Source organism: Desulfovibrio sp. ZJ369 (genome assembly GCF_011039085.1).
Lineage (GTDB): Bacteria > Desulfobacterota > Desulfovibrionia > Desulfovibrionales > Desulfovibrionaceae > Desulfovibrio.
The window spans coordinates 1-25,302 of record NZ_JAAKEI010000020.1; the positions used below are offsets into that span (position 1 = coordinate 1).

The following is a 25,302-nucleotide window of genomic DNA, read 5'->3' on the forward strand; positions in this document are numbered from 1 at the left end:
TCTGACCCAATTGCAGATGCTAGCCGGGGTATAACCTAAAATATCTGCCAATTGCCTGGCTGTTGCTTTTCCATCAAGATACGCATGAACAGCCTTGGTTCGGATTTCTTCAGATGCAAATTTCACCGCCGTCAGGTATTTTATGGAGAAAAGAAGCGGGCAATAGGAGAGATTCTGCGAAAACTTTGTGAGTGGAAGGCAGTGCACATTGTTGAAGCAGAATGTTGTCCTGACAATATTCATATGTTGCTTGAGATTCCGCCAAAAATGAGTGTATCAAGTTTTGTGGGCTACCTGAAAGGGAAGAGTAGCTTGATGATTTATGAGCAATTTGGCGACCTCAAGTTCAAATATCGCAATCGCGAATTTTGGTGCCGCGGCTATTATGTGGACACAGTGGGTAAGAATACCAAGAAGATTCAGGAGTATATCTGTGGTCAAATAGCCCAGGATAAACAGGGGGATCAGTTGAGTTTACCCTATCCGGGAAGCCCGTTTACGGGCCGCAGGTAACAGAAATGCAAATGTCAGATCGCACATGCGCCTGGTAGGGCGCTGCTGGCAAGAGAGCCTTACAGGCGCATATGAAGACCCCCCGGCTATGCCGGGGGGTTCCTTGTATCGCAATGAAAAAACTACGCGTACGGGTTGGCGTAGAGCAGAATAAAGCTGATGACCAGGGCGTAAATGGCCAGGGATTCAATGAAGGCGAAGGCCAGGATCATGGTGCCGGTGATTTTGCCGCTCACGTCGGGGTTGCGGGCAACACCCTCGCAAGCGCCCTTGAGGCCCAGGCCCATGCCGATGCCGCAGCCGAAAGCCGCAATGCCGATGCCCAGAGCCGCGGCCAGGCAGGTATAGCCCAGAGCGGCCGAATCAAGCTGGTTGGCGGCAAAAGCCATGCTGGCCAGACCCAGCAGCGCCACGGTGTTCAGGGCGACCATCAGAAATTTACGCATGAGAGCACTCCTTACACTGGTTTATTGTTGGGTCGCGTGCGACCATTCCCCACAAAGCGACAGAGCGGGCGGCATGAGCCGCGCAAAAATTTGCGGCGCGGCCGGCCCTATTCCGCAGGCATTAATGCTCGGCTCCTTCCAGAGCGCCCTTGATGTAAAACATGGTCAGCATAAAGAACACAAAAGCCTGCATGGTTTTGCCCAGAAGAAAGAGCGCGTAGATGGGCAAGGTGCCCAGCAGGGGCGCCATGACGAAAAAGAGAATCATCACGATTTCCTCGCCCCGGATATTGCCGAAAAGACGCAGGGAAAGCGAAACCGGCCGCGAGAGATGCGAGACGATCTCCAGCGGAAACATGAGCGGTATCAGAAATTTGGACGGCCCGGTGAACTGGTTGATATAGTGCGCTTTCCAGCGGATCAGGCCTACGGCGTTATAATAGACCAGCACGAAAAGCGCCATGCAGACCGTGGTGTTCAGATTGGCCGTGGGCGCGTCAAAGCCGGGAATCAGGCCCATGAGGTTCATACAGAAAATGTAGATGAACATCCCTGCCAGCAAAGGCACATACTTGCGCCCCACTTCGCCCATGGTCGAACAGACGAAGCGTTCAATAGTGTCAATGAGCGCCTCGAAAAAGTTCTGCAAACCTCCGGGCACCAGGGTCAGACGCCGACGCACCAGCAAAGCCACCACAAAGAGTATGGCCATGCAGACCCAGGAATAGAAGACATGCTTGAATTCCACCACCTGTCCGCCGATGGTGACTGTGTCCATGTCCATAAATGTGGAGAGCAATACCGGATGCGGCAAACCACCTGCCATGAGCCATGCCTCCTGTCTGGATACAAGCCGAAGCGTCGTTTCGGAGCATTTTCACAGTGAAAATGCTCAGTGGGAAAATCGTGCGGCGCCTGCCGCTTCAGGTTCGCCCGTTTCTCGTGGCTTGCGCGTTGCGCGAAACCAGGGCGAACGTCAGCAAGGCCGTGGCCGCGCTCGCGGTCAAGCCGCCCAGAATGGCGGAAGCCGGAGCCTTGCAGACAATCAGGGCCACATAGAGCAGCGCGGCCACAAACAGCAGCCTGCCGCCCCAGTGAAACAAGACCACGCGCAAAAAAGCGGCGCTGTACTCGCCCAGACCCGTGCGCAGAAAAAAGCGCGCCAAGCCCCAGAACGTCAGGGTCATAATGCCCAGGCCCACGCCGAACCAGAAAAACCAGGGCGTCAGCGTGAAGACAAGGCCCCCGCCCAGCAGAAAAAAACCTGTCAGCAAGATCTCGTTGCGCACCAGAGGCCGGATAACCGGGTGGCCGATGCCCCGCCGCCAAAGCCAGGCATCAAGGCCGTGCATCATGCTCTTCAGGGCGCGCATCGCTGCTCGTCTCGCTGGTCTGCTGTGCGGCCGGGTCGGCCGCTGCCGCAAGGCCTTTGCGGCGGGCGTCCTCGGCAGCCATTTTTTTTAAAAGATGCCGGGTATCCCGGTAGACATTCAAAAAGCCCGCGGCAATCCCGATCACCAGAAAAATCAACTTGCCCCAAGGGCCCGTGCCCAGCCAGTAATCCAAGCCGTACCCGATGGCAAAGCCGACCAGCGGGCCGCTGACCAGATGCAGGCCGATGACGCCCGTGGTGGCCAGGGCTTCCATGCCGCTTTGCTGTTGTTTGAGGATATCTTTAAAAGACATTGCCGCCCCCGCGTGATGTCAGGCGGCGCGCATTTCCGGCCAACTGACCCGGAACCCCCAACAAGTGTAAATTATCACAGCCTCGTTGGCGCGTCAACGGCTTTGCAGGGAAATATATGGCTTGCACGCACTTTTTCATGGGCCGCTTGTTCACGGGGCACGTTGCCAGAGGCTCAGGCATTCCAGATGCGGGGTGTGCGGGAACAAATCCACTATGGCCAAGCGCTTCAGGCTGTATTGAGAGGAAATGCGCACAGCGTCCCTGGCCAGGGTGGCGGGGTTGCATGAAATATAGAGCAGCCGCCGTGGGGCGAGCCGCAGCAAATTGCCCAGGGCCCTGGGCGAGAGCCCGGCTCGCGGCGGATCGACAAGGGCCGTGTCCCAGGTCCGGCTGATCGGGTCGCTGCCCGTGCCGGCACGATGGTCCAGAGCCGCGGCGTCATCGGCCAGATAGCGACAGTGGGCAAGGCCCATGATTGCGGCGTTGCTGCGGGCCAGAGCCACGGCCCGCGCGTCGCATTCCAGACCCAGCACGCGCTCGAAAGACGGCGCCAGAACAAGACCCGGCGCGCCCACGCCGCAGTAGAGATCCAGCAGACCGCCGCCCGGCGGGGTGTGCGGGGCGAGCATGTCCCGGGCCAGCCGGGCCAGGGTCTGCGCGGCCCCGGTGTTGACCTGGAAGAAAGAAGCTGCGTCCAGGCTGAAGAGGCGATCCGCCAGGGGCAGATGGAGCAGCGCCGCTTCCGGCCGCTCGCGGCCCTGATCGTCCAGGGTCAGCACGCGCCGCTCGCCCGCCGCCAGGTTCTCGCGGCTGCCGCGTTCCTCATGAATGAAGGCGGCCAGGGCCGGAAAGGCTGCCAGCAGATTTTTGCCCAGAACGCGCACCGCGGCGCGCCGGGCCCTGTCGCCCGGACTGGTGACGCACAGGGCCCACCAGCGCGGCGCGGGATTCTCGGCCGTGCGACCGCGCCGCAGGATCAGAAAGCGCCAGAAACCGTGGTCGCGCTGCCCTGCTGTGCGCTCGTCGCGCTCCGGGCGGGGGACATAGGGCGCAAAATTGCTGCGGGCGGCCAGATCGCGGACAGCGTCGACGATTTCACAGGCCGGCGGCGGCAGCAGCACGCATTCCGGCACCGGTATCGCCTCCAGGCTTCCCCGGCGGCGCAGCCCCAGGATCAGACGCCCATCCCGATCCGATCCGAAGGCGAATTCCATTTTGTTGCGAAATTCCCGCAGCCGGGGCGAAGGATGCACGGCTTCCAGAACGGACTCCAGCATGGCTCGATCCAGCCGGCCGATGCGGGTCAGGGCGTCCAGCGCCAGTTGCCTTTTCCAGTCCAGTTGCCGGGCGTAGGGCATGATCTGCAGCGGGCAGCCCCCGCATATCCGCTGATGCGGGCAAAGCGGCGGCACGGCGTCAGGCGCCGGGCGCAAAATATCCAGCGCAACCGCCTCAATGAGCCGCGGTTTGCGACGCACGGTTTGCGCGCGCACGATTTGCCCCGGCAACCCGCCGGATATGAAAACAACGGTTCCGGCAGCCGGGTCGGAGAGTGCGCCCGGGCAGGCCGCGTCGCCATTGCCGAGGCGGCCTACGCCGCGCCCGTCGTGAGCCAGGGCCTGCACGGCCACGGTAAGGATCTCATTCATGATTTTTCTGCATAGCAGCGCCGCTGCCCTTTGCCAAGAGCCATTCCGGGGCAGCCGCATCCTGGGCGCGGCACCTTTGGCCGCGGCGGGCCCTTGCGTGATGGTAAAATTTTTGCGGCGCGACGCTTGACTTTTTTCAGGGCATGGGGCAAATGTACCTTTCTCTTTCTGGAGGTTGAGCATGTACGCGATTATCGAGACCGGCGGCAAACAGTACCGCGTCGAGGAAGGTTCCAAAATTGTTGTGGAAAAACTCGCGGCCCAGGCAGGCAGCGAGATTACCCTGGACAAGGTGCTGATGATCGGCGGCGCTGACTGCAAAGTGGGCGCGCCGTATCTCGCCGGAGCCGCCGTGACCGCGGAAGTGCTGGATCAGGGGCGCGGCCCCAAGATCATGGTGTTCAAACGCTGGCGGCGCAATGACTCGCGCAAGTTGCGCGGGCATCGCCAGGACTGTACCACCATTCGTGTCAAAAGCATCAATAGTTAGTGCCCTGTAAGGCATACAGGTACAGGGCGCCGTTCGCCGGGCGGAAGTCCGGCGCGTCGCCAAAGGCGGCAAATTTTTGCATCCTGGCATGACAAAAAGCCAAGGGTTTTGCGGCGGCGCAGCCGTCGTGAGTGAGCGAAAACGACCGAGTGCCGCAGCGCCGGGAAGGACGTTTTTTCGCAAACGATCCTGCAAAAATTTCGTTCGTCAGTGTGCGCGAAATTTTTGCTACAGACACTGCGCTGAACCCGGAAACGGAAGAATCAGCGCCCAGGGAGGCTATCATGGCTCACAAGAAAGCAGGCGGCTCTTCGCGCAACGGCCGCGACAGCGCAGGGCAGCGGCGCGGCGTCAAGCGTTTCGGCGGTCAGCGCGTGCTGGCCGGCAATATTCTGGTTCGTCAGTTGGGCACCACCGTGTACCCCGGCGCGGGCGTCGGCATGGGCAGGGATTTCACCCTGTTCGCCAAGATCGATGGCGTGGTGCGCTTTGAAAAATATATGCGCAAGCGCCGCGTGCTCACGCGCGTGCATGTGGAGGCTGCCGCCTGAGAGTGCGGCCGCAGGAATTTGTAAAAGGGAAGGGGCCGACGCGGTTGCGCGGCCCCTTTCCTTTTTGCGTTTTTACAGGCAAATTGAATCAATTCCGCCTGTAAAAGTCGCGTTCAAGCCGCTTGCGGCAGGAACGCCGGATCCCGGCGCGGAAGGCACTGCCCCGTTTCACAGCGTCAGGGCCGCCGTCCCGGTTGCGAAATATATGTACCTGAATTGGCCTTTGGGCCAAAGGCTCTGCTATGAGATTTGTGGATGAAGCAAAAATACGGATCAAAGCCGGGAATGGCGGGCATGGCTGCGTGTCCTTCCGGCGGGAAAAGTTCGTGCCCCGCGGCGGCCCGGACGGCGGCGACGGCGGCGACGGCGGTTCGGTGCTGCTCAAAGCCGACAGTCGTCTGCTCTCGCTCTACGATTTCCGTTTGAAACGCCAGTATGAAGCGCAGAACGGACGACCCGGCCAGGGCAGCCAGTGCGGCGGCAAAAAAGGCGACGATCTGGTGCTGCATCTGCCTGTGGGCACGCTGGTCTTTGTGGAGGAGCCGGAAGGCGAACGCCTGCTGGCGGATCTCAGCGAGCCGGACGCTGAAGTGCTCGTGGCGCGCGGCGGCAGAGGCGGCAAAGGCAATGAGCATTTCAAGTCCTCCACCATGCGGGCGCCGCGTTTTGCCCAACCCGGCGAGCCTGGCGAGGAGTTCAACCTGCGCCTGGATCTGAAAATCCTGGCGGATGCCGGACTGATCGGCCTGCCCAATGCGGGCAAGTCAACATTGATTGCGCAGCTTTCCGCGGCGCGCCCGAAGATTGCGGACTATCCCTTCACCACGCTCACGCCCAATCTGGGGGTGATGATCGATGAAAGCGATCCGGATCGCCGCATGGTCATTGCCGATATTCCCGGGCTCATTGAAGGGGCGCACCAGGGGCAGGGATTGGGGCACCGTTTTCTGAAACATGTGGAACGGACGCGCTTTCTGGTGCATGTTCTGAGCATTGAAGATGTGGGCGACGCCGACCCCTGGGCCGGTTTCACGCTGGTTAACGAGGAATTGCGGCATTTTGATCCTGAGCTGGCCGAGCGGCGGCAAATTGAAGTGATCAATAAAATAGATCTGGTGGACGAGGCAAGGCTTGCGGCCTTGAAGGACCGCGCGGAAGCTGACGGACGCCGGATTTATTTTATTTCGGCACGCGAAGGGCAGGCCCTGGAACCTCTGGTGGCCGAGCTCTGGAAGTTGCGCGACGAGAGTATGCGCCACGAGCCGCTGATCAGGACTGCACAGGCAGTAGCGGAAGCCGTGGAAGAATTCCCGGAGATCGAAGTGATCTATACCCGCGAATAAGCGAGAGGCGGCCAGAGCCTTTTCAAAGTGAAAACGCTCTAACAATATTGTAGGCTCCCAGCCCGCGCGCAAGCGCGGATTCGGCGGAGGCGGCATGGAAGCGCGGCAACCCGGATTCCGGGAAGACTGGCGGCAGGAGCGGGCGCGTGTGACTGCCCTGGCCCGGATTGTGGTCATCAAGGTGGGCAGTGCTGTGCTGGCTGACTCCAGGGGGCTCAATGCCCAGGTGCTGGACAGCCTTGCCCGGCAGGTGGCGGATTTGCAGCGGCGCGGGGATGATCCCGCAGGCCGTCGCCTGGTGCTGGTTTCGTCCGGGGCCGTGGCCGCCGGACGCGCCGCTCTGGCCGCGCGCGGGCAAAGTGTGGAGACGGTGGGCCTGGCGGCCCGCCAGGCCGCGGCCGCCGTGGGGCAGGGGCAATTAATGCGGGCCTGGGACAAGGCTTTTTACGCCCACGGCCTGCCCACGGCCCAGGTGCTCCTGACCCGCGACGATCTGCGCGCGCGCGCCCGCTTTCTGAACGCCCGGAACACCTTTGCGGAACTGCTGCAATGGCGCGTGCTGCCCATTGTCAATGAAAACGACACGGTCTCGGTGAGCGAGCTCAAGTTCGGCGACAACGACTGCCTGGCCAGCCTGCTGGTCAATCTCATTGGCGCGGAACTTTTCGTCAACCTGACCTCCTCGCCCGGTGTGCTGGCCGCGGATCCCCAGCGGAAGCCGGACGCCCCGGTGCTGGATCATATTGACGACGTGGCGGCTCTGGATCTGAATCAGCTTTGCGGGGGCAAGACCTCCGTGGGCACGGGCGGCATGTATTCCAAATTGCTGGCCGCGCGCCGCGCCGCGCAGATCGGCGTGCCCACCCTGATCCTGCCGGGCCGCGCCCCTGATGTGCTGGCCCGCGCCTTTGCCGTTGCGGCAGAAGAAAGCTCTTCGTCGGATCTCCCCGGAACCTGGGTACGCCCTGCGCAACATGCCATCCCGCGCCGGAAATTCTGGCTGGCCTATCAGTCCGAACCCGCGGGCAGCGTGATTGTGGACGAAGGCGCGGCCCAGGCCCTGTTGCGCAAAGGCGGCAGCCTTTTGCCCGGCGGCGTGCGGCAGGTGGAGGGAACGTTCCAGAAAGGCGCGCTGGTGCGGGTCAGCCATGCGGGCCGAAGCCTTGGCGTGGGCCTTTCCAATTACAGCGCCGCGGATCTCAGGAAAATCATGGGCCTCAAGCGGCATGAAGTGGCGGCCATTCTGGGCGACGCGCACTATCCGGAAGTGATCCACAGGGATAATTTGCTTCTGGATGCGGCGGTGTAAAGCGTGTTCCGCGCAAAATGCCCAGGCTGCCGCATCGGGCGGGGCCTGCGCCGTGAGCAGCCGAGGCAGGCTTGCGCCTGCGGCCCGCGCCGAATGAGCGTCCAGACCGCATGATGGCAGCGAAGTGATTGAAAATGGATATTTTCAATCAAAAAATGTTCTATGATCCTGTATGCTCCAGGGCCTCCAGGGCCAGCTGGCTCACGCTTTTTTCATAAAGATTTTCTCCATCGAAAAGCTCGCAGGTTTCCTCGTGCCCGGCCGCTGCCAGACGGCGCAGCCCCGGCGCGTCCATCAGATCCGGCGGCAATTGGGCCAGGGCCCAGGCGGCCATGCCCCGGCAGATCAGATCCTCATCCTCCAGCCCTTTGCGCAGCCAGGGCCGCGCAGCCATGCAGAGCTCAGGCCTGGCCTGGGCCAGACGGCCGATGGCCCAGTATGCGGAGCGCCGCAGCAGATTATTGTCGCAATAATTGTCATCCCGACCCAGATCAATGATGTAGGAGGCCAGCACCCGGTGATATTCTTTGGCCAGAGGCTCGCTGGCGGCCAGAATTTCACCGAAAGCTTCGGGTATGCCCCAGCCGGTGTTGCCGGAGTCCTCATTGAGATGCCACATCAGGCGGCGGATGATATTGCGGGCCGCATCGGGCTGCCGCGTTGCCAGCAGGGCCGTTGTCCGGCCCAGAGCCACCGCGGCGCGATGCATGGTTAACGGCCCCAGAAGCAGGCAGGAAAAGAGCGGGCCCACGTTTTCAAGGCCGCGCTGGGCGATGTCGTCCAGATGTTCCCGCCATTGCGGACTTTGCAACGCATGTCTGAGTTTTTGCTTGGCAAAACGCATTCGGGCCATGCTTTGTCCTCCGTGCCGGATGTACCGGCGTCTGCCTGATAGTTATGGTTTTTTTCTCTTCTGGCAAGCGGGGCATGCGCAAAGAAAAATGCGGCAGCGAAGTGATTGAAAATGAATATTTTCAATCAAAAAATGCTCTATTTTCTGGATTCAATGGGGTCAATCTGTAACCCATTGAATCCATTCAGCCTGTATAGGTGAGCTTAGGCCGAAAAATGCTGTATCCGCAGCTCATCTATGGCGTTTTGCCACTTGGGAGGGATGAAAAACGGCGTGCATTTCCTGCGAAGCTGTTCAGCTCTGAACTGTAAATGACATGTAATCACAATGTGTTGCAGGTAAACAGATGGAGCGTACGGACGCTTTCCGCGATGGGCACACTCTCCACATGCTGCAAGCCGCAATCCTGAAAAACAGCCAGCAATACGCTTTCCTCGTAATCATCAAACACATCGTCGCGACCGGCCAGCAGGCGCTGCACCTGGCTGTCTTCCCTTGGAACGAACTCCACCATGAGATAGCCGCCTTTTTGGAGCAAAGAACGGAAGCATTCCGCCATCTGGGTGAACGGAATACCAAAGGTGAAGCGCAGGTGATGGCACAGAGCCAAGGCCATGACCATATCCGCCTTACAGCGTTCCATGATGGAAGGACGCTCCCCACAGGCCCACCCTATGGATGGTGAGGGGTTGGCCAGATCAAGCACCAGCGGCAAGACATTTTTGAGGGGCGGCGACAACCAGTGCTTTTCCACTGCCGTATGATCGTAATCTGTGGACAGCACCAGATCGAAATGCGGAGCAAGCAGGCGGCTGAATTCGCCGGTATTGGCGCCCAGATCAAGAGCCAGACGCCCCGGATGTTCGGCAGCCAGGCGAGCGACGGCTTCTTCCTTGGCAGCCCGCGCCGCCGGGGTGTAGTTGGTGTCGTTGTAATAATCCCCCCACTCCGTGTGCTGTGTGGGCAGTTTGAGCGAGAGAACGGTATCCTTGAGGGATTGGGCGACATCCTTCATCTTTTGCAGACTCATCCGCATTTGCCTGACTTTGGCGGCTGCCTGTCTGCCGTCCCCATGCTTGCGCTGCATGGAGTCGTGCAGGCGGATATGCATGGCAAGCCCCAGAGAAAGCCACGAGCTTGCGGGAAGCAGGCTATTTGCCAGATCGAGAGGGATGCCATCGATCCATCGGCTGCTCAAAAGGCCGCAGCGGCAATCCAGTTTGCACATGAGCGCGAGCGGAGCCAGAAAATGTCGGCAGAACTGCCCGTAGGCCTGCCAGGGCCGGCCCTCAGCCCAGCGCTCAAAGGAAAGCAGATCTATGAAAAGGGGTTTGCCTTCAAAGAATTGCACGTTGTAGGCTGAAGCATCCTTGAGGATACAGTCATGCTCCAGGGCCAGCAGGTGCAAATCCACGGTAAGCAGGGCCGCTGCCTTCAGCTGGCTGAAACACCATTCATACGGCCAGGAAATGAAGGGCAGCCGAGGGCTGCGCAGCACATGGACGGCCTCGGATGGCAGGCCCTTCGGGAGCTCTTCCGGAGGAATTTCCTCAAATGATCCCAAGCCGATTTTTAGGGCGGATTCCAGCAGGCCGCAGCTTTTCAGGTACGCCCACTCTTCGGCATATGCAGCTGTAATGGTACGATAGACACATGTCTCAGTTTCGTATACCCGGCCGGAGGGATCGCGGAACGAAGCGGCATTGCGCAGCATGGCTCAACCCTTCTTACTGGTGAAAATACCGATAATCTTCCGCCAAAATCGTTTGATTGCGGCTATGGCGGCAATGATGCCCTGTACCAGCGTGCTGCCGGAACCAGGATCAAGATAGCCTGCGTGGGCGGTGTCGGGGGACAAAATCAGAATAGCCACAAAAAGTAAGCTCAAGATAAGAAACTGGTAATTTTTGTTTCCGGCCATACTCCCCCCTAAGTTGTTGTATGCATCGCATGGACAATCGTATTTGTATTTTCCCAGTTTATGTGAGAATGACGAGCCATATACGCTTGTATATCAAATTGTCTCGATGGATTTCTGTTTTCAAAAGAAGGACATATAAGAAAATGATATAATGGGTCATAACCGTAAAAAAATATATCTCTTTGCGTAGCAACGTAAAATGCCTGATTAAATAATCGATTTGGATCAAGTGCCAAAAGTCTTCCATAATGGATATAATGGGTTAAAGGATCCATTTCTGTTTTGGAAATCAGATATGAATATCTATTACTATAGAATTCTTTATCAAAAACAATACTAAATACATTTTTCATCATCCGAAGATAGGCGTATCCCGCTTTCTTTTCCTCATGCAAAGAACTGGCAGCAATTTTATTCCGGATGAGAAACAAACCTATTTGAGCAAGAAGAAATGGAACCGGAGGTCTGGCATCACGCGCCGTTATCAGGTATTTCAGGGCTTGATCCGGATTGCCGCACTGCTCCTCCAGACCTGCCTGCCATAGATACAGAGTTAGCGGATAGGATCCTCGCAATGTTTCAACTGCTTTCAGAATACAAGCCTTTGTATCTTGATACCCTGCCGTTCTCATACCGAGAGCGGCGGCAAGCAAAAAGATAGTGTGAAAAAAGACGGCCGGCTCCGCAGCCGTTGAGCAAATCCTGTCCAGTTCAGCAAGGGCTTCATCTGTGCGCCCCAGGCAATCAAGGCAAAGCGCCAAAGCCCTGGCATCGCCAATCAGCTCGTTGATGCGGCCCGAAGGTAATGAGAGACACTCCCTGAAGCATAGGGCGGCATCCTCGTACCGGCCATCCAGACAGAGCAGGTCGGCCTTACAATATAAAAACTGACGGGGAGGCATTTTTTTTGAAAGGGGATGCGCGGCAAGTATCTTTAACGCCTGTCCAGCATGCCCGGTGAGGGCAAGGGATCTTGCGAACATGCCGAGCGCTTCTTCATCTGTATCGATATATTTTTCAAGCAGGGGCAAACTTTTGGATGCCATTCCCATCCTGACATACAGTCTGGAGAGCGCCAGATGCAGTCTGGCGGACGGGGGGAAGGAATCCATCCCCCTCTCCAGCAGTTTCAGGCACACCTTGAACTTTCCGGATGACTCCAGATAATCAGCTACCTCAAGAAGCTCATTAATGGACGAAAGGTAAAGCTCCGACCCCGTTCCTATTTTACGGGCAAGTCTGGCAGCCGGCGTATCCAGTTCCCATTCGTCCAGGGGCTCGGCATTCTTTGCCAGGATAAAGGCTACAGGGTTTAATGGTTCATGCAGATATGAGAAATTGCTTGGAATGGCTGGCAGATGCTCTGGCAAGACGCCAGTATACTCAAAAACTAATCGAAAGAGATTTGAAGGCGTGATTGGCTGATCCGGAACAGCATTCTTCCCCGGCATCCGCATTGCCAGTAAAATCCCCGTCAGATCTTCACTCACTACTGAAGGCTCCACGCCGTTAGCACGCATATTGGCGTTGCAGTCTTCCTTACCCCGCCAGACGCCTTGCCATGAAGCCGCTCCATGATCGCCCATGGCAATGATGCATCCATCAGGATCTCGCGTCAGGATAGTATCAATAATTTCTTTGATTTGAGGGACAGCTTTTGAATATAGAGTGATATATTCTTTATCCCATGCGTTCTTTCCTTTCCAGGTATAGTGTCTCGGCGCATGCTCTGCCCCGAAACGGACAATATAAAACGCCGGAGAGTGACTTTCGCTTTGCATCATGCGCAGGAGGCTATGTCGTGCTTCGAAAAAATCGCTCTCATCTGTAAAAGGATCAATATTACAGGTCAGCCTTGTCAGCAAAGATGACTGGAGAAAAAACGGTAAAAACCAGATATAGAGTTTTTCAACCCATCGCGGCATGGAGAAATTGAAAGAATCGCAGTACGGCACATAATGGGCGAAGGTATACAAAGCACAGTCAATAAGGTTGATTGTGTATCCTGAAGCCTTCAGCCACCGAAAAGCCGGCGGGGCATCCTGCAAGGGCTTCCAGCCTTCGCTGCTCATGTTCAAAACTGTATGTAAGGATGGGATGGTTCCGTATTCATTGCTGCGCGAGCGGGAAAAAATCGTAAAGCCCTTATTTTGCAGAAACTCGCCAAGCCCGGCATCATCAATGCCATAGATTTTTTTCAAAGCCTTTGCCGAATGGATAGATTCCAAAAATAAAAGATAAATATTTGGAGTGCTTGCCATCCGGGGGAGAGGATTGCCTTTGTCATCAATGACAACAATGCTCTTTTCTCCTGGCCGTTGCACCATGGGCATCGCATGTTTTGGCTTGTGCAAATTTTTAACAAAATCAGCCAAAGAAAAGCAGATGCAAATAAAAAGGAGAGCACAAAGCGGCCATAAGCCGAAAAAATGCGCGATAAGAGCAAAGAAAGCGCCTGTTATCAGAAAAACAATGGCTTTTATCAGGCTCTGCTGCACAAAAAGATGGATCAGCTTTTCGCTGAGAATACAAAAGACAAGGCCAGCAATCAGCGCAGCGACAACGTCCGGCAGGTGTATCGATCCAATGCCGCACAGGCATGACAGGCAGATGGAAAGCAGGAGGGATCCGACGACCTGGCGGGAGGTAAAGCGATCTATATTATTGGCGCAAAAGAAAAGAAGTGGACCGATCCAGACCAATAACCACAGGATGCAAGAGGCCAGATCAGATCTGAGCCAGCAGAGATCAGACGCCATGATTGTCCCCTTTACGGCATAGAGCATTTTCACTTTGAAAGTGCTCTGCTGACGCGAAAGCGGCAGCCGCCGCAATGCGGCGTACATTCAGGCGAAAACCGCGTTTTTCGCCTGAATGCCACCTTTGACTTTTATAAAAAGTCAAAGGTAATCTGCTCTAGTAAGATAATATTTTCAGAAGCCATCCTGCGAAAATGGAATCAATCCAACCTTGAAAAGTCAGGCTTGATGTATGCGTTGGCCGGGCAAATGATCAGCTTTTCCGGACTATAGTCGGGGAATGTGCTTTTCAGGCGTTTCAGAATGGTTGCACTGGCGGCAGGGGCGGCAAAAATGACCAGGGGGAGCTTGCCCTCCGGCCCTGTCAGGATATGGGGACTTTTGACCGGTATGCCGTCAATCGCAGGGGGCAGGGAACCGGCATCATCATGAATGATGGCAACGGGTTCACTCCGGTTAAAATAGCTCCTGTACATGCGATAGGATTCTCCGCAGCCGTAAAAAACAACCTTCTGGCCTGCGATCTGATCCGCCTGCCACGCGGCAAGGCGTCCTGCTTCCTCCGGCCGTGAGTTATCACGGTAGATCTGGCACAGATTACAAACCGGAATATTGCCCGGTTGCATTTTCCACCAGGATTCATTGAAAAAATGCCAGTTGGGGGAGTTGAAGATCTCTTCCAGAGATGACTCCCGCAAATTCCCGAGAATAAAGTCATCGCCTGTAAACATGCAGCAGGGAACCACATCAAGATTGGCGTGGATGTTCAGTATGCCGGCTCTTTGGCCCCACACTACCGAGCAGGGAGATGGCAGCGACCACAACGCGTGGCCGTCAGGCTGAACAGGCTGTTCCCACGGGAAACAGTCATTGTAACTGAATCTTTCAATGCCGCACCCTCTCGCAACATTCTCAAACGCCACGCGTTTGCTTTCGGCATTGGCAACGCCGTAAAGCGTTTCCATATCATTCAAAAACACAAGTTTAACTCTTTGCAAATACTCCTTTCCCTTTTTTCTATTTTTCAGGGCTTCGAGATTTTTTATGAGTCCTGCGAATGACTTTGAACCGTGTATTTTTTTATAATCATCATCTGTATGGGCATAACAGGAGATGCTCACGCCATCCAGGCCACTCTCGAAAAGCTCTTCAAGGTATTCTCCCCCCCGATACACGTTAAATGTTGTGGTGAGTCCGCAGCGACACTCCGGCCAATGGCGTTTGATCAAGCGGATTCTTTCCGGCATGGTATCAAGGAGCATCCCTTCTCCCGACATGCCCAGGCTGACAAAGCCTCTGAATCCTGGAATTGTTTTGAGAATATGCTCAAGATCAGCCATCGCCATGTCCCCATGGTTTCTCCTGGAAGGAAGCTTTCGATGCTGTTTTATGCAGGCACAGAAAATGCAGTTATTAGGGCAACGTGTGGTTTGCTGCAGGTATACTGCTGAAAATTGTTGATAAATTGAATGAAAACCACAGTTCGGCAACGGGTAATTCATACAAGCACCTCTCTATTTTTACCTATTTTCAATGCAGCAAGAAAATCCCTCCCGAACATGGGGAAAGTCTGGCATCCTTGTTGCAAAAGGGAATCATCACCTGATTCCAGATAGACACGAAGAAAATCCGCAAACACGCCGTTTGCCAGCTTTTGCAGATCAGCATGATAGTTGCCGTTGAAATGCTCATCCAGCGCGGCATAAGTTCGCAGCTCGTTAAGCCCCCACAGTTTGCGGTGAAATACATGATTTATATCGGCACTGGCATACATGGATGTTTCATGCCTGCGGTAGACGGCCATATGATCACGCATATAGCCGATCAACCCGGTTTCAGCATGCAAAAGATGCCAGTACCAGTCACCCGGAATAAGCGTAGGGTCAAACCACTCCGGCAATCCTTCCCGAAAGCGCCAGCGGTACATTACCGAATTAGTCTGTATGAAATTGCCCTGCAAAAGATCCTGAATGTGGTAAAACGGCCGCAAGCCACGGGGCAGCATATCTTCAGGCGGATATGCGCGAGAAGGCGAGCCGTCTTCATAGAGAACATCCACCCGATGAAAACACAGGGCGCATTCCTTGTATTGATCCAGAAACTCCATCTGCTTGTGGAGCTTGTTTGCATCGGAAAAGTAATCATCCCCATCGCAAAGGGCAGCGTATTCGCTGTTGCAGGCAGCAAAAAGCTCTCGTACATTTTCTCCGTGACCGGCCCGCTTGCGCAGATAAATGGGACGGATATGCGGGTATCTTGACGCATAGCTTTCTATGACAGCCTGCGTCCCATCGTCTGAAGCATCATCCAGAATGATGTGCTCCAAAGTTGCGTCCGTTTTCTGGGCGATAACGCTTTCAATATTCTGCGCTATATAGCGCACATGGTTATGACTCAGTGTGAGGACAGAAATTTTTGGCTTGCTAGCGGACTTGCAAAAAACATACTCCGGCGCACCCGGGGAAAGGGCCTCAAGCAATGTTTTTTTCACGTCGGCGGGTATCTGCTGTTCACGGTACAAATGACGGATAACAGCCTTCTTTTCTGTTGTGTCAAGATGGCGCGCAAATTCTCCGGCAATTTGTGGCGTAATTGAAGCGTAGTCCGGAACTTTGAATTTGTTGCCTGAAGCCTGACAGAGCGGCTGCCATGGAAGGCCAAGATTTTCTTCCATTTTGCGTATTGCCGCAAGAATATCCTCAGGCCAACTATTTGTATATATCTGTATAGTTCGCAATGCGTATAAAATTTCAAAACCTGCAATACTTTTGGGCATGAGTTTTTCAGCATTATTGTCGAATTGATCAATATGCAGCAGTTCACAAAGTACTTTTTTGTGTTCCTTTACAAGAATGGTGGGATCACTGTCACGGTGCAGCCATATATTCACCTCAGGTACGCCACTGAAATCCGCCGCTATCTGCTCCGGATTATGAAAAGCATCGTAGTCAACAGTATTTTTCATGTATTCCAACAGATTGGGAACATCACGAAATAAATATTGGCGATAAAGAAAGTCGATACTCCTGTCAGGGCGCCCAAGCAGTAGCTTTACTTCAATGGCAGCATGTGCAATCGCAGAAAACCCTTTTCCTGTATTCAAAAACTTCTGTAAAGCCGAAAAGTTCGGAAAGCCGCCGCTGAGCAGGACATCATTTCCCAACTCCAGAACAGCATTCAATTTTTTCAAATAGGCGAACATCTCCTTGCGGGCGTTGGGCCTACCCTTGCAAGCGTTTTTGAAAATTTCGAACATCCGCGCGCTCGAAGGTATCCGGGGATAAGCAGGGCTCCAGGAGTAGTCTTCAGCAAAATATATCCAACCCGCCTTTTCCAGGGCGGCTGAATTGATATGCAAAAGCCAGGCTAGCTCCTCATAGCCCGACCCGGGTGTTCCAAAAAAGACGAGCATTCTTGGCATCAGGATTCTTTCCTTTTTCTGGAACATGGCATGTAAAGCAGAGAATGCAGGAGCGGATTTGTGGGGGAAGCCATCATGTTCATGTGCGTGCGCCGATATTTTTCCGAATCAAAATCAGGATTGGGCCAATACCCTTTGGACGCGCCGAAACGCACATAGTGCTCCAGCGGATCCATAACTTCCGGGCCTCTGACATATTGTTTTCTGTACCAGGCCCAATCAAAAAGGCCGGACAGAAAAATGGCCTGTATCGTCGGCTGAACCATTGCTTCGGGGAGAGGCAGGGCGGGAGGCGCCCCCCTCAGTTCCGGCGGATCGGGCTGGCAACTGAATATGTAAATGACACGGGGGATTTTCTGAAGAGATGGCAGCGCGGCGACAAGATGCATACCGCTTCTCCGGGCGGCATCCCTAGCCTCTGCCATGGTGATGCGTGGAGCGCGATATTCCGATGGAAGAGAACGCTCTTCAGGGGGAAGACCCCATTGCTTACTGTACACTGCATTCAGGGGGTGCCCGTTAAAACTGGCATCTACCTGATCGACAAGAATACATCCTGTGGGCGAAAGCCTGTTTTTGCAACCTGATAAAAACTTCCGCAGATCAAATTCCGTATGGTAGATGACACAATTGACGGCGAGCAGCAGATCCGTTTCTTCCGGAATATGTTCCGGATCAAAGAGGCTCCCCCGGCCAAGGTTCCATGTAAAGCCGTGGAAATCAGCCATGCCGGCCGCTACGGCCAGAGCCGCGGCGTCTGTATCGCTCCCCCCAAGATGTGCATAACCATGCTGGGCAAGCCACAAAAGGTTGTTGCCGCTCCCGCAGCCTATCTCAAAAATATGTTTGCCATAACCAATACGGGAATATATCCACTCCATCGCAAGGATAAGTTCACGCCTCTGCAAGCGATTTTGGGCGGTTCCCACAAACCATTCCTGCGCGTTATATTCTTTGACAAGTTCTTTCAAACGGCCAAGATCCCCCTCATAATTGAAGGATGGGACAGGCAGAGGCCCCGTACAGGGATTCAGGACTGCCTGACCAAGCGCTTGCTCCAGGTTTTCCAGAGTAAGAGAGGGGTTTCCGAAGGTCGAGCCGGGATAAAAACGATGGTGGTGATATCTGTACCAGACCCCGGGGAAAAGGCGTAAGGCGGTGAGAGATTTTTCCAGATGCACCCCTTCATCGCCGACAACTGTCAGCCCCAGCCTGCCTGCCGCACGGTGGGTAGTAAGGTTACGGCTGTTAAATGGGGGTACAAAAAAGCGAATGCGTTTTTGCGGAAATATCTTCCGTAAAAGGGCAAGCCCCTCCTTCATTTCCTCATACTGTTCATTGTCTGTCATGCTGGCATAATTAGTATGATACAGCCCATGCAAGGCTACTTCATCAGGAATATCAGAAAGATACCGGACGAGTTCCTCATTATCTTCCAGCCTGTAAGGCATGGAAAGTTTTCGAATCTGTTCGTTATCGAGTCGTAACAGGGTTGGATGACCTTCGTAAACACAGTATGAGCCATTATGGTAATGCGAATAATTGCATAGGCCCCGCAGGGTTACGGCATGAACCTGCGTCAATCCATGCTTATGGAAAATACCGCAAAACTGTGGAAAGTATTCCATTTGTGTATCATAAGAGACATCATCATTTCTGAAATAAGGTTTTACCTTCATGATAAGCCCTTTTACCGAACTTGATAAATAAAACGAAAAACATCTTCTCCTGAGCCGTTTCGGGGATCATTGAGGGAAATGAACTCCTCAACCAGAGTCCTTTCTATCCGGTCTGCAAACAAAACACGGACAGCATCTGCTTCCGGACAGGTATGCAAATCCACGCTGTCCGGCACGGCATTGACCGGCACCTCAATGCATACATGCCCACCTGGTTTGCAAACGCGTATCATCTCAGCGGCGGCCGCTCTCTGATCCTCGCAGTGCTCAAGGCTATGGCATGAATAAACAACGTCGAAAACCGCATCTGAAAAATTCAGGTTCTCCATGTCCATGGAATGAACCAGGGGCTCGGCGCCGTTCAAATCGATTCCCACGGCATCAGCGCCCATCCGCCTCATGTGCAGCACTTCCTCAGGGCTTCCGCAGCCCACGCACAAGACCGCACGATTTTTCAACGAAATAAACCGTACCGCATGATCGCAAAAAGCCCTTGTTCTTGCCTGTGAGCGGCGGGGAATCATCCGTCTTCTCTTGGCTATCTGCCGGTAATATCCCGGCAGCTTGCGCCAGTCAGCTTGTGCAAGCCTTACGGATTCATAAATATTTACCATCGTATTGACTGTGTTGCGCACAAGATCCTTGCATCCTTGAATGGTTCCATTCCTCAAGTTTGCAGAGAGATTTTTTCCCCGAAGGCGGAAAAACGGCCAGGACCAGGGCATGGGTTCCCCAAAATTACGATAAAGGTATTCCCGCCTTGCCGCCGAAGAAAGGGTTGCCATGCTGGCAAACGGCTCTGAACGAAATCCATCCATGACGGCAGCCCCCTTCTTTTCGGAGACCTGGCGCAAGAAACTTTCCCATTCGTCCCAAATCGCTTCCTGGTTGTATACTCCTGCGCAGTCTTCAAGGCCTTTCTCCGCCAGCTTTTGCCGCAGGGCCGGAGAGCTCATCAACTCCGCCAGGGCGTTGCCCAGAAGATCCGCATCCGGTGCAGCCACCAGAATACCATTGTCGTGATCCCTGATAATAGAGCGCATGGCCGGGCAATCGGCAATACCTGCGACGGGCAAGCCGCAAGCCATGGCTTCAATAAGACTGTTGGGAAAGCCTTCAACTTGCGTCGGCAGGCAATAGATGCTTGCCTTTTCGTATTCCAGAAACACATTCTCAGGGTGCAGCACAAATTCCGTCACGCTGCCAATGCCAAGAGACGCTGCAAGTTCTCGCAGTTTTTTTTCTTCCCGGCCATATCCCACTATACGCAAACGCCATTCGGGGAAGCGGCCGGATATGCCGGCAAAGGCTTTCAGGAGCAAATCAGCCCGTTTGCCGGGGATAAAGCGGGCCAGAAAAAGGACGGTTCCGCTTTCATAATTGAGCCCCACATCTGCCCTGATGGAAGTCAACGGCGCCGCATTGGGAATCACACGACATTTATGTCTGTGGATTTCCGGCACCGTCTCCATATGGGCCTCCACCAACTCATGGATGGCGTCAGCACAAGCGAGAACAGCCATACGGCCCGGCCTGTTCCAGGTTACAGCTTCAGAAAAACGAGGATCGGATCTTTCTGAACAGATTATGGGCACTCCCGTTCCAAGGCATGTGAGGCACCACAACATATGGGCCCATTGTGACTGCAACGAAAGCATGACATCAATGTCATTGCTCTTCAGATACTCCCGCACTTTCTCAATCTCGCAATGCTTGCCGTGGCCGAATTCTTTCGGCAGACGCAGAAGCGAAATGCGTGCATCCAGCGGAAAAACAGGATCCCGGCCATGTTCATAGGCGAAAATATGGATAGTATGCCCGCGAGCCAGCATAGCATGGGCCAAATTAACCGCGACTCTCTCCGTTCCCCCTTTTCCGAGGCACAGACTGGCAGCACCGATGGCAATATTCATACGCGAGATCCGGAACCTTTATGGAGTTTGCAGCAGATTCCCCTGATGGCGTTTTTCATGCGCACCACGGCTGCTCTCAACCTCACCGTCAGTGCATCAGGAAAAGGCTGGCCAAAATCACGCCCGGCATATTCCTGTCTGGCCCTTGCGGACATTCTGGCCATGCTGGCAAAAGGCTCCTCTTGAAAGCTGTCCATGACAGTGTTGCCCTTTTTCCCGGCAGCGCTCCGGAGAAGCTTCTCCCATGCGTCAAATACCGCCGCATGGCTGTATGCAGACATGAACGTTCTGGCATTCCTGCCAAGCCTGGTCCGCAAGGCATCATCTGCAAGCAGCTTCTCCAGTTCCTTTGCCAGACTCAGGGGAGTCATTTCGTCAGCCAGCAGCCCTGTTTCTCCATCCGTTATGATGTCAGGCACACCATCGCAGTCTCTGAATGCCACGCACGGCAGCCCTGCCGCCATTGCTTCCAAAAGCACGTTTGGCATCCCCTCCGTGCGGGAGGAAAAACAGAAAGCCTGCGCCCCTGATAACACGCCTTCAGGATTGGTGGACATACCAAGAAAACGGATCTTTTCTCCAAGGCCAAGAGCTTTCGCATGGGCTTCCACCTTCGCCCTGTCTTGGCCATCCCCGGCTATTTGCATTTCCCAGTCAGAGTACTGACGGGAAACAGCGGCAAAAGCATCCATAGCCAGGCAACATTGCTTAAGCTCTTCCTGCAGTCGCCCCATCCACAGCAGGATTTTGCGTTCCGCCCCCCGGCCACCCGGCTTTGCAGCGGCATCGGGGAGAGACACGGCATTGGGAATGATCCGTACCCTGTCCCGCAAAAATTCAGGAACGCTGCCAGCATAGGAAGGCAGCAAAAGATGGATGGCATCCGCGCCGCTCATGGCGGCCAGACGGCCCCTCCGATTCCAAAAAATATTTTCTATGGCGCCTGGTGAATGCCGTTCGGAGTACACATACGGAATACCACTCCCCAGGAGCGTTACAGCCCACACGAGATGCGTGCCGTCAGGGAAGGGGCATACGCAGACATCCGGCGAAAGATTACGGATTTCTTGCCTCAGGCGCTGAATTTTCAGGTTTTTATCCGTAAAGTTGTAAGGAAGAATCGTCACATCGGGGCGGAGCGGATACATATCCTGAAGCTTTTCCGTACCCTTGGGAATGTCCGGGCGTTTGCCTTCAGGCAGGCTCCGCGTATACAAAAAATATCCCAGCCGGTAGAGCGGATAAAACCAGAGCGGAACCGGACGCTGGCTGTAGATCGTGACCTTATGCCCGCGTTCCGTCATGGCGTTGGCCAATAGTGATACAGCTTTCGGGATTCCCCCGCGTGCTGTGTAGTTATTGACCAGCAGAATATGCAGCGATTTATTGGCAGGCATCTCTCCTGCCTCCAACCCTCAGGGCCGGATTGCCGGCCATTCGGCAATTATCCCTGCAACCTTTGTAAAGGGTGCTTCCGGGCGCAAGGATATTACTGTTTCCCACTACTGAACGCTCAAGAACAACACTGTGCGGCCCAAGATGATTGAGTGAGCCGATGCTTGCCCCTCCAAGAACAATAGAATATGGGGCGAGGAAATTAAAATCACCTATTTGCGCATCATGGGAGATATTCGCAGCTCCATTGATATAATTCGCGTTACCTATGACGGCATTGCAAAAAATGGTACATCCACGCTGAAAAATATTTCCTTCACCTATACGAGCTGTCCTGCTGATGGAAGTCCATGGATGTATAAGATTCATAAAATTTGCACCGCGTCCCTTGAGCGTTGTAAATATTTTGCCGCGCAGTTCAGGCTTTGCGATGCCGATGACAAACATATCCTCCGGCCGGATCGTGTAGGCATCCACACTCCCAAGGTAGAGGTGCTGTAACTCCTTCAGATCACCTGTATAGCCCTGCCAGTCAAAAAATCCACCAAAGGTGTAATAATCAGCAAGACCTGGTGCGCTTTCCAGCACATCGCGTAAAATCCAGTAACACTCCCGCGCGGCCCCGGAATTTCCGATTATGAGCACATTGGGCATCAGTAGCGCCCTCCATCCAGAACAAAATTTTGCCCTGTGATCCAGGCCGCCTGTTCAGAAAGAAGGAAGGCCGCCATATGGGCCACGTCTTCCGGCCTGCCGAAGCCAAGGGGATAGCTCTGGAGCTGATGCTGCCGATATTCCGGCCCCATCAGGGCTTCGGCCCTGCCTTCCATGGGCGTGTCAACAATGCCCGGCGACAGGCAATGAACGCGCAGGCCGCGAGGGGCGACCTCCTGACTGATGCTTTTGGCAGCGGCAACCAGGGCGGCCTTGGCAGCGCCGTAAATCAAATGCCCCTTTTCAGGATACACTGCGGCTGCGGAAGCGATAAAAAGCAAAGCTCCGCCTTTACGACCCACCCGGCGATCACAGAATCCCTGAGCCAACAGGCACGGCGTATGAAAGTTGAGAGAAAAATGCCTTCTGGCAGAGGCAAGGTCATAGCCTTGCAGGCTGTCCATCACTCCTTCACCTGCCGCATGAGCCAGGCCCCACAGTTTGCCGTGGGCTTGAGCAATCCCGCGAACCCAGGCAGGAATTTCCTCCATGCCTTCCAAAAAGTCTCGCTGGAGGCTTATCCATCTGTCTGGAGCTGATGAAGCCTGCCGGGCTTCCTCCAAACGCTGTACGTCACGGGCGCAGGCAAGCACTGTTGCCCCTTGGGCCACACACTCAAGAGCAATGGCTTTGCCGATGCCTGAGCTTGCCCCGGTGATCAGAATCCTTTGGTCTGCAGAAAACATCAGGCAACTGCCCCCCTGGTCATCGCAATCAGATCAGCAGCTGTCCGGATGGATTTGAGATCGTCAAAGATAATCCGCTGCCCCCATGATTTGTCGAAAAAGGCAATCAAAACCATAAAGGCCAATGAATCCCATTCTTCCAGATCAGTGAGTACTGTTGTTTCTTCGATGGCTTCGGAGCATTGCAGCATTTCTTGCAGTGAACAGAGAAATTCTTTCTTAGTCATAACGGTTTTGCTCTCCCTTGATAATCCGTTCCCACCGTTCAATTCGTTGCAATCGTGTAGGACGATCAGGATCAGGCTCGTACTCAAGAGGCCTGGCGCAATTCCAGGAATCTATCTTGCACAGACAAGAAGCCCAGGATAAGCCTATGCCGTAGCCACACAGTAAAATCGTGCCCGGAGATTGTTTTTCATAAAAGGTGTCACATAGAGCAAGCGGAATGGATGCAGATGCCGTATTGCCGTATTTACTGAAAGACTGAAACGGAGCTTTGTTACTTGGAAAACCTGATTTTAAAGCTATATTTTCAATAATCTGCTTATTTGCTTGATGGAGTATCAGCCAGTCAATGTTATCATGATTTATTTTTGAATACTGCATGAGCCTGCAAATATGATCAGGAACAACATTCATGGTAAAGTCATAAACTGCACCACCATCCATGTAGGTATCTGCTATCTGCCAAATATTACCGTACTGATCAGCAATATCTCTTACAAGAGATTCGTTTTCACAATGCTCTCGAAGAAATGGAATTCTAGCTTTCCCGGCAGGGACGATGATGGTCTCAAAGCCGCTGCCATCAGTACCGATCCCAAAATGAACCGGTGAGGCGGTTTCGTCCCGGACCAGCAGCGTGGCACTTCCGGCATCACCAAACACTGGTGTTGTGATACGGTTACGAATATCCCGCCCTGAAGGGTGAGCATCACCGACAAGCACAAGCACTTGCCGCGCAGCGCCGGAAGCCACCAGAGAACTTCCGAGCCACAATCCGTAAACATATCCGGCACAACCCTGATTGACATCAAAGGCGGCACAGTGTTGGCCCAATCCAAGGCGGTGTTGCAGTTCACAGGCCGTGGCGGGCTGATGCCAGTCCGGCATTTGACTGACAAAAATCAGAGCGTCAATAGTATCACGGGAGTCAGGCAAGGCCTCCAGCAGGGCAAAGGCAGCATGAGCGCACAGATCGGAAGCCGTCACATCCGGTGGGCATACCCGACGCCGATCCATTCCAAGTAGAGTGCGTAATCGTGAAATTTTTTTGAGACTGCCTCCATAATATTCTATTTCGTCTTCCAGAGAGATTTCATTTGTTGGTACAGCAGATCGCAGACTTGCGATACGAACATTCTGTAACGTAGTAAACATATAATTTTACCTTTTTAAAAGAATAATTTATGTATGATTTCTGAAGTCAAATAAATACAATGCGTTGATAAATCACCATACACAGGTAAACATAATACTCGGTTTGACGTAGATTCCGCAACAGAACAGGATACACGCCACTCAGCTTTCACATATGGTAAATTATTAAACGCAGGGTAAAAATAACGCCGTGTGATGATGTTTTGTGCTAGGTGTATGGAGTAACCGCTACATTTTTTCCTGCCAGTCCTGCACATTGCAAAGCCAGCATGAAAGCAGTCGTTCCGTTATTGCAAGCAATGATATGAGAAATGCCAAGATATGCGCTTAATGAATATTCGAATTTTTGGACATAATTCCCATTGTTTGTAATCCATGCAGATTTGAAAATATCTCTGCATTGCTAAAAGAAGAAATCTTCATTGGGCATTCGCGATTTTGTAATATATATTTACTGTTGATGTTCATTTCGTGAGCAAAGTTAATATATCTGAATACAAAAAAAGAGAAAAAGCAGTCTCAAAGACCTGCCTTCAAGCAGCTCCCGGCTGGAGCCATAAGAACCTCATCGACAGACTCACTGTCGGTTTTTT

24 protein-coding genes are annotated in these 25,302 nt (G+C 54.0%); 5 read left to right on the top strand and 19 right to left on the bottom strand.

All coding sequences use genetic code 11. The features are described 5' to 3' along the window. Positions 1 to 84: 84 nt before the first annotated feature. Positions 85 to 513 carry an IS200/IS605 family transposase gene (gene tnpA / locus G7Y51_RS08050; RefSeq protein WP_241160178.1) on the top strand — a complete coding sequence of 143 codons (429 nt, stop codon included), beginning with the start codon at positions 85 to 87 and terminating at the stop codon, positions 511 to 513. A 122-nt stretch (positions 514 to 635) separates the two neighbouring features. On the opposite strand, the gene atpE is transcribed toward tnpA, so the two are convergent. The 5 genes from atpE to rlmD form a co-directional block, all read right to left on the bottom strand. Beyond that, the gene (atpE, locus tag G7Y51_RS08055) at positions 636 to 959 is read right to left on the bottom strand and encodes an ATP synthase F0 subunit C (protein ID WP_165065977.1); all 324 of its coding nucleotides are present in this window, start codon (positions 957 to 959) and stop codon (positions 636 to 638) included. A 121-nt stretch (positions 960 to 1,080) separates the two neighbouring features. Continuing rightward, a complete protein-coding gene (atpB, locus tag G7Y51_RS08060; RefSeq protein WP_165065980.1) occupies positions 1,081 to 1,785 on the bottom strand; it encodes a F0F1 ATP synthase subunit A in 705 nt (234 codons plus the stop codon). Positions 1,786 to 1,882: 97 nt separating this feature from the next. Next, positions 1,883 to 2,332, bottom strand: coding sequence for a hypothetical protein (locus G7Y51_RS08065; RefSeq protein WP_165176313.1), 450 nt, complete (start codon positions 2,330 to 2,332; stop codon positions 1,883 to 1,885). Then, a complete protein-coding gene (locus tag G7Y51_RS08070) occupies positions 2,298 to 2,645 on the bottom strand; it encodes an AtpZ/AtpI family protein (protein WP_165176315.1) in 348 nt (115 codons plus the stop codon). The genes G7Y51_RS08065 and G7Y51_RS08070 overlap by 35 nt, the downstream gene beginning before the upstream one ends. Positions 2,646 to 2,795: 150 nt before the next feature. After that, positions 2,796 to 4,295: a 23S rRNA (uracil(1939)-C(5))-methyltransferase RlmD gene (rlmD, locus tag G7Y51_RS08075; protein ID WP_165176317.1), complete on the bottom strand. Its 1,500-nt coding sequence runs from the start codon at positions 4,293 to 4,295 to the stop codon at positions 2,796 to 2,798. Between the two features lie 181 nt (positions 4,296 to 4,476). Between rlmD and rplU the strand changes: the two genes are divergently transcribed. Continuing rightward, entirely contained in the window at positions 4,477 to 4,785 is a 309-nt protein-coding gene (gene rplU, locus G7Y51_RS08080) for a 50S ribosomal protein L21 (protein ID WP_165176319.1), read from the top strand. Here the strand turns inward: rplU and G7Y51_RS08085 are convergent. Continuing rightward, on the bottom strand, positions 4,775 to 5,071 hold the full coding sequence (locus G7Y51_RS08085) for a hypothetical protein (RefSeq protein WP_165176321.1): 297 nt from the start codon (positions 5,069 to 5,071) through the stop codon (positions 4,775 to 4,777). The genes rplU and G7Y51_RS08085 overlap by 11 nt on opposite strands. Here G7Y51_RS08085 and rpmA point away from each other — a divergent pair. From rpmA to proB, 3 genes are all read left to right on the top strand, one after another. Beyond that, on the top strand, positions 5,070 to 5,336 hold the full coding sequence (gene rpmA, locus G7Y51_RS08090; protein ID WP_165065995.1) for a 50S ribosomal protein L27: 267 nt from the start codon (positions 5,070 to 5,072) through the stop codon (positions 5,334 to 5,336). The two genes, G7Y51_RS08085 and rpmA, sit on opposite strands and share 2 nt — an antisense overlap. A 242-nt stretch (positions 5,337 to 5,578) precedes the next feature. After that, positions 5,579 to 6,679, top strand: a complete 1,101-nt coding sequence (obgE, locus tag G7Y51_RS08095; RefSeq protein ID WP_165176323.1) for a GTPase ObgE — start codon at positions 5,579 to 5,581, stop codon at positions 6,677 to 6,679. A gap of 94 nt (positions 6,680 to 6,773) precedes the next feature. Continuing rightward, complete coding sequence (gene proB / locus G7Y51_RS08100) at positions 6,774 to 7,988, top strand: glutamate 5-kinase (protein WP_165176325.1); 1,215 nt, start codon at positions 6,774 to 6,776, stop codon at positions 7,986 to 7,988. A 160-nt stretch (positions 7,989 to 8,148) separates the two neighbouring features. Here proB and G7Y51_RS08105 read toward each other — a convergent pair whose 3' ends face one another. The 13 genes from G7Y51_RS08105 to G7Y51_RS08165 form a co-directional block, all read right to left on the bottom strand. Continuing rightward, the gene (locus G7Y51_RS08105) at positions 8,149 to 8,841 is read right to left on the bottom strand and encodes a DVU0298 family protein (protein ID WP_165176327.1); all 693 of its coding nucleotides are present in this window, start codon (positions 8,839 to 8,841) and stop codon (positions 8,149 to 8,151) included. A 322-nt stretch (positions 8,842 to 9,163) separates the two neighbouring features. Continuing rightward, entirely contained in the window at positions 9,164 to 10,555 is a 1,392-nt protein-coding gene (locus G7Y51_RS08110) for a class I SAM-dependent methyltransferase (RefSeq protein WP_165176329.1), read from the bottom strand. Positions 10,556 to 10,558: 3 nt separating this feature from the next. Further along, on the bottom strand, positions 10,559 to 10,762 hold the full coding sequence (locus G7Y51_RS08115) for a hypothetical protein (RefSeq protein WP_165176331.1): 204 nt from the start codon (positions 10,760 to 10,762) through the stop codon (positions 10,559 to 10,561). A gap of 8 nt (positions 10,763 to 10,770) precedes the next feature. Continuing rightward, entirely contained in the window at positions 10,771 to 13,608 is a 2,838-nt protein-coding gene (locus G7Y51_RS08120; RefSeq protein WP_165176333.1) for a tetratricopeptide repeat protein, read from the bottom strand. Positions 13,609 to 13,721: 113 nt separating this feature from the next. Then, positions 13,722 to 15,023 (bottom strand): radical SAM/SPASM domain-containing protein, encoded by a 1,302-nt coding sequence (locus G7Y51_RS08125; protein WP_165176335.1) that lies wholly within the window; start codon positions 15,021 to 15,023, stop codon positions 13,722 to 13,724. Then, positions 15,020 to 16,942, bottom strand: coding sequence for a glycosyltransferase (locus G7Y51_RS08130; RefSeq protein ID WP_206214283.1), 1,923 nt, complete (start codon positions 16,940 to 16,942; stop codon positions 15,020 to 15,022). Before G7Y51_RS08130 ends, G7Y51_RS08125 begins: the two co-directional genes overlap by 4 nt. Then, positions 16,942 to 18,621 carry a methyltransferase domain-containing protein gene (locus tag G7Y51_RS08135; RefSeq protein WP_165176339.1) on the bottom strand — a complete coding sequence of 560 codons (1,680 nt, stop codon included), beginning with the start codon at positions 18,619 to 18,621 and terminating at the stop codon, positions 16,942 to 16,944. The genes G7Y51_RS08130 and G7Y51_RS08135 overlap by 1 nt, the downstream gene beginning before the upstream one ends. An 11-nt stretch (positions 18,622 to 18,632) precedes the next feature. Next, positions 18,633 to 20,534, bottom strand: a complete 1,902-nt coding sequence (locus tag G7Y51_RS08140) for a glycosyltransferase (protein WP_165176341.1) — start codon at positions 20,532 to 20,534, stop codon at positions 18,633 to 18,635. Beyond that, positions 20,531 to 21,931, bottom strand: a complete 1,401-nt coding sequence (locus tag G7Y51_RS08145) for a glycosyltransferase (RefSeq protein ID WP_165176343.1) — start codon at positions 21,929 to 21,931, stop codon at positions 20,531 to 20,533. The genes G7Y51_RS08140 and G7Y51_RS08145 overlap by 4 nt, the downstream gene beginning before the upstream one ends. Beyond that, positions 21,918 to 22,583, bottom strand: a complete 666-nt coding sequence (locus G7Y51_RS08150) for an acetyltransferase (protein ID WP_165176346.1) — start codon at positions 22,581 to 22,583, stop codon at positions 21,918 to 21,920. Before G7Y51_RS08150 ends, G7Y51_RS08145 begins: the two co-directional genes overlap by 14 nt. Next, the gene (locus G7Y51_RS08155) at positions 22,583 to 23,329 is read right to left on the bottom strand and encodes an SDR family oxidoreductase (protein WP_165176349.1); all 747 of its coding nucleotides are present in this window, start codon (positions 23,327 to 23,329) and stop codon (positions 22,583 to 22,585) included. The genes G7Y51_RS08150 and G7Y51_RS08155 overlap by 1 nt, the downstream gene beginning before the upstream one ends. Next, positions 23,329 to 23,556 (bottom strand): acyl carrier protein, encoded by a 228-nt coding sequence (locus tag G7Y51_RS08160; RefSeq protein ID WP_165176352.1) that lies wholly within the window; start codon positions 23,554 to 23,556, stop codon positions 23,329 to 23,331. The genes G7Y51_RS08155 and G7Y51_RS08160 overlap by 1 nt, the downstream gene beginning before the upstream one ends. Next, positions 23,549 to 24,709 (bottom strand): ketoacyl-ACP synthase III, encoded by a 1,161-nt coding sequence (locus G7Y51_RS08165; RefSeq protein ID WP_165176355.1) that lies wholly within the window; start codon positions 24,707 to 24,709, stop codon positions 23,549 to 23,551. Before G7Y51_RS08165 ends, G7Y51_RS08160 begins: the two co-directional genes overlap by 8 nt. Positions 24,710 to 25,302 lie beyond the last annotated feature (593 nt).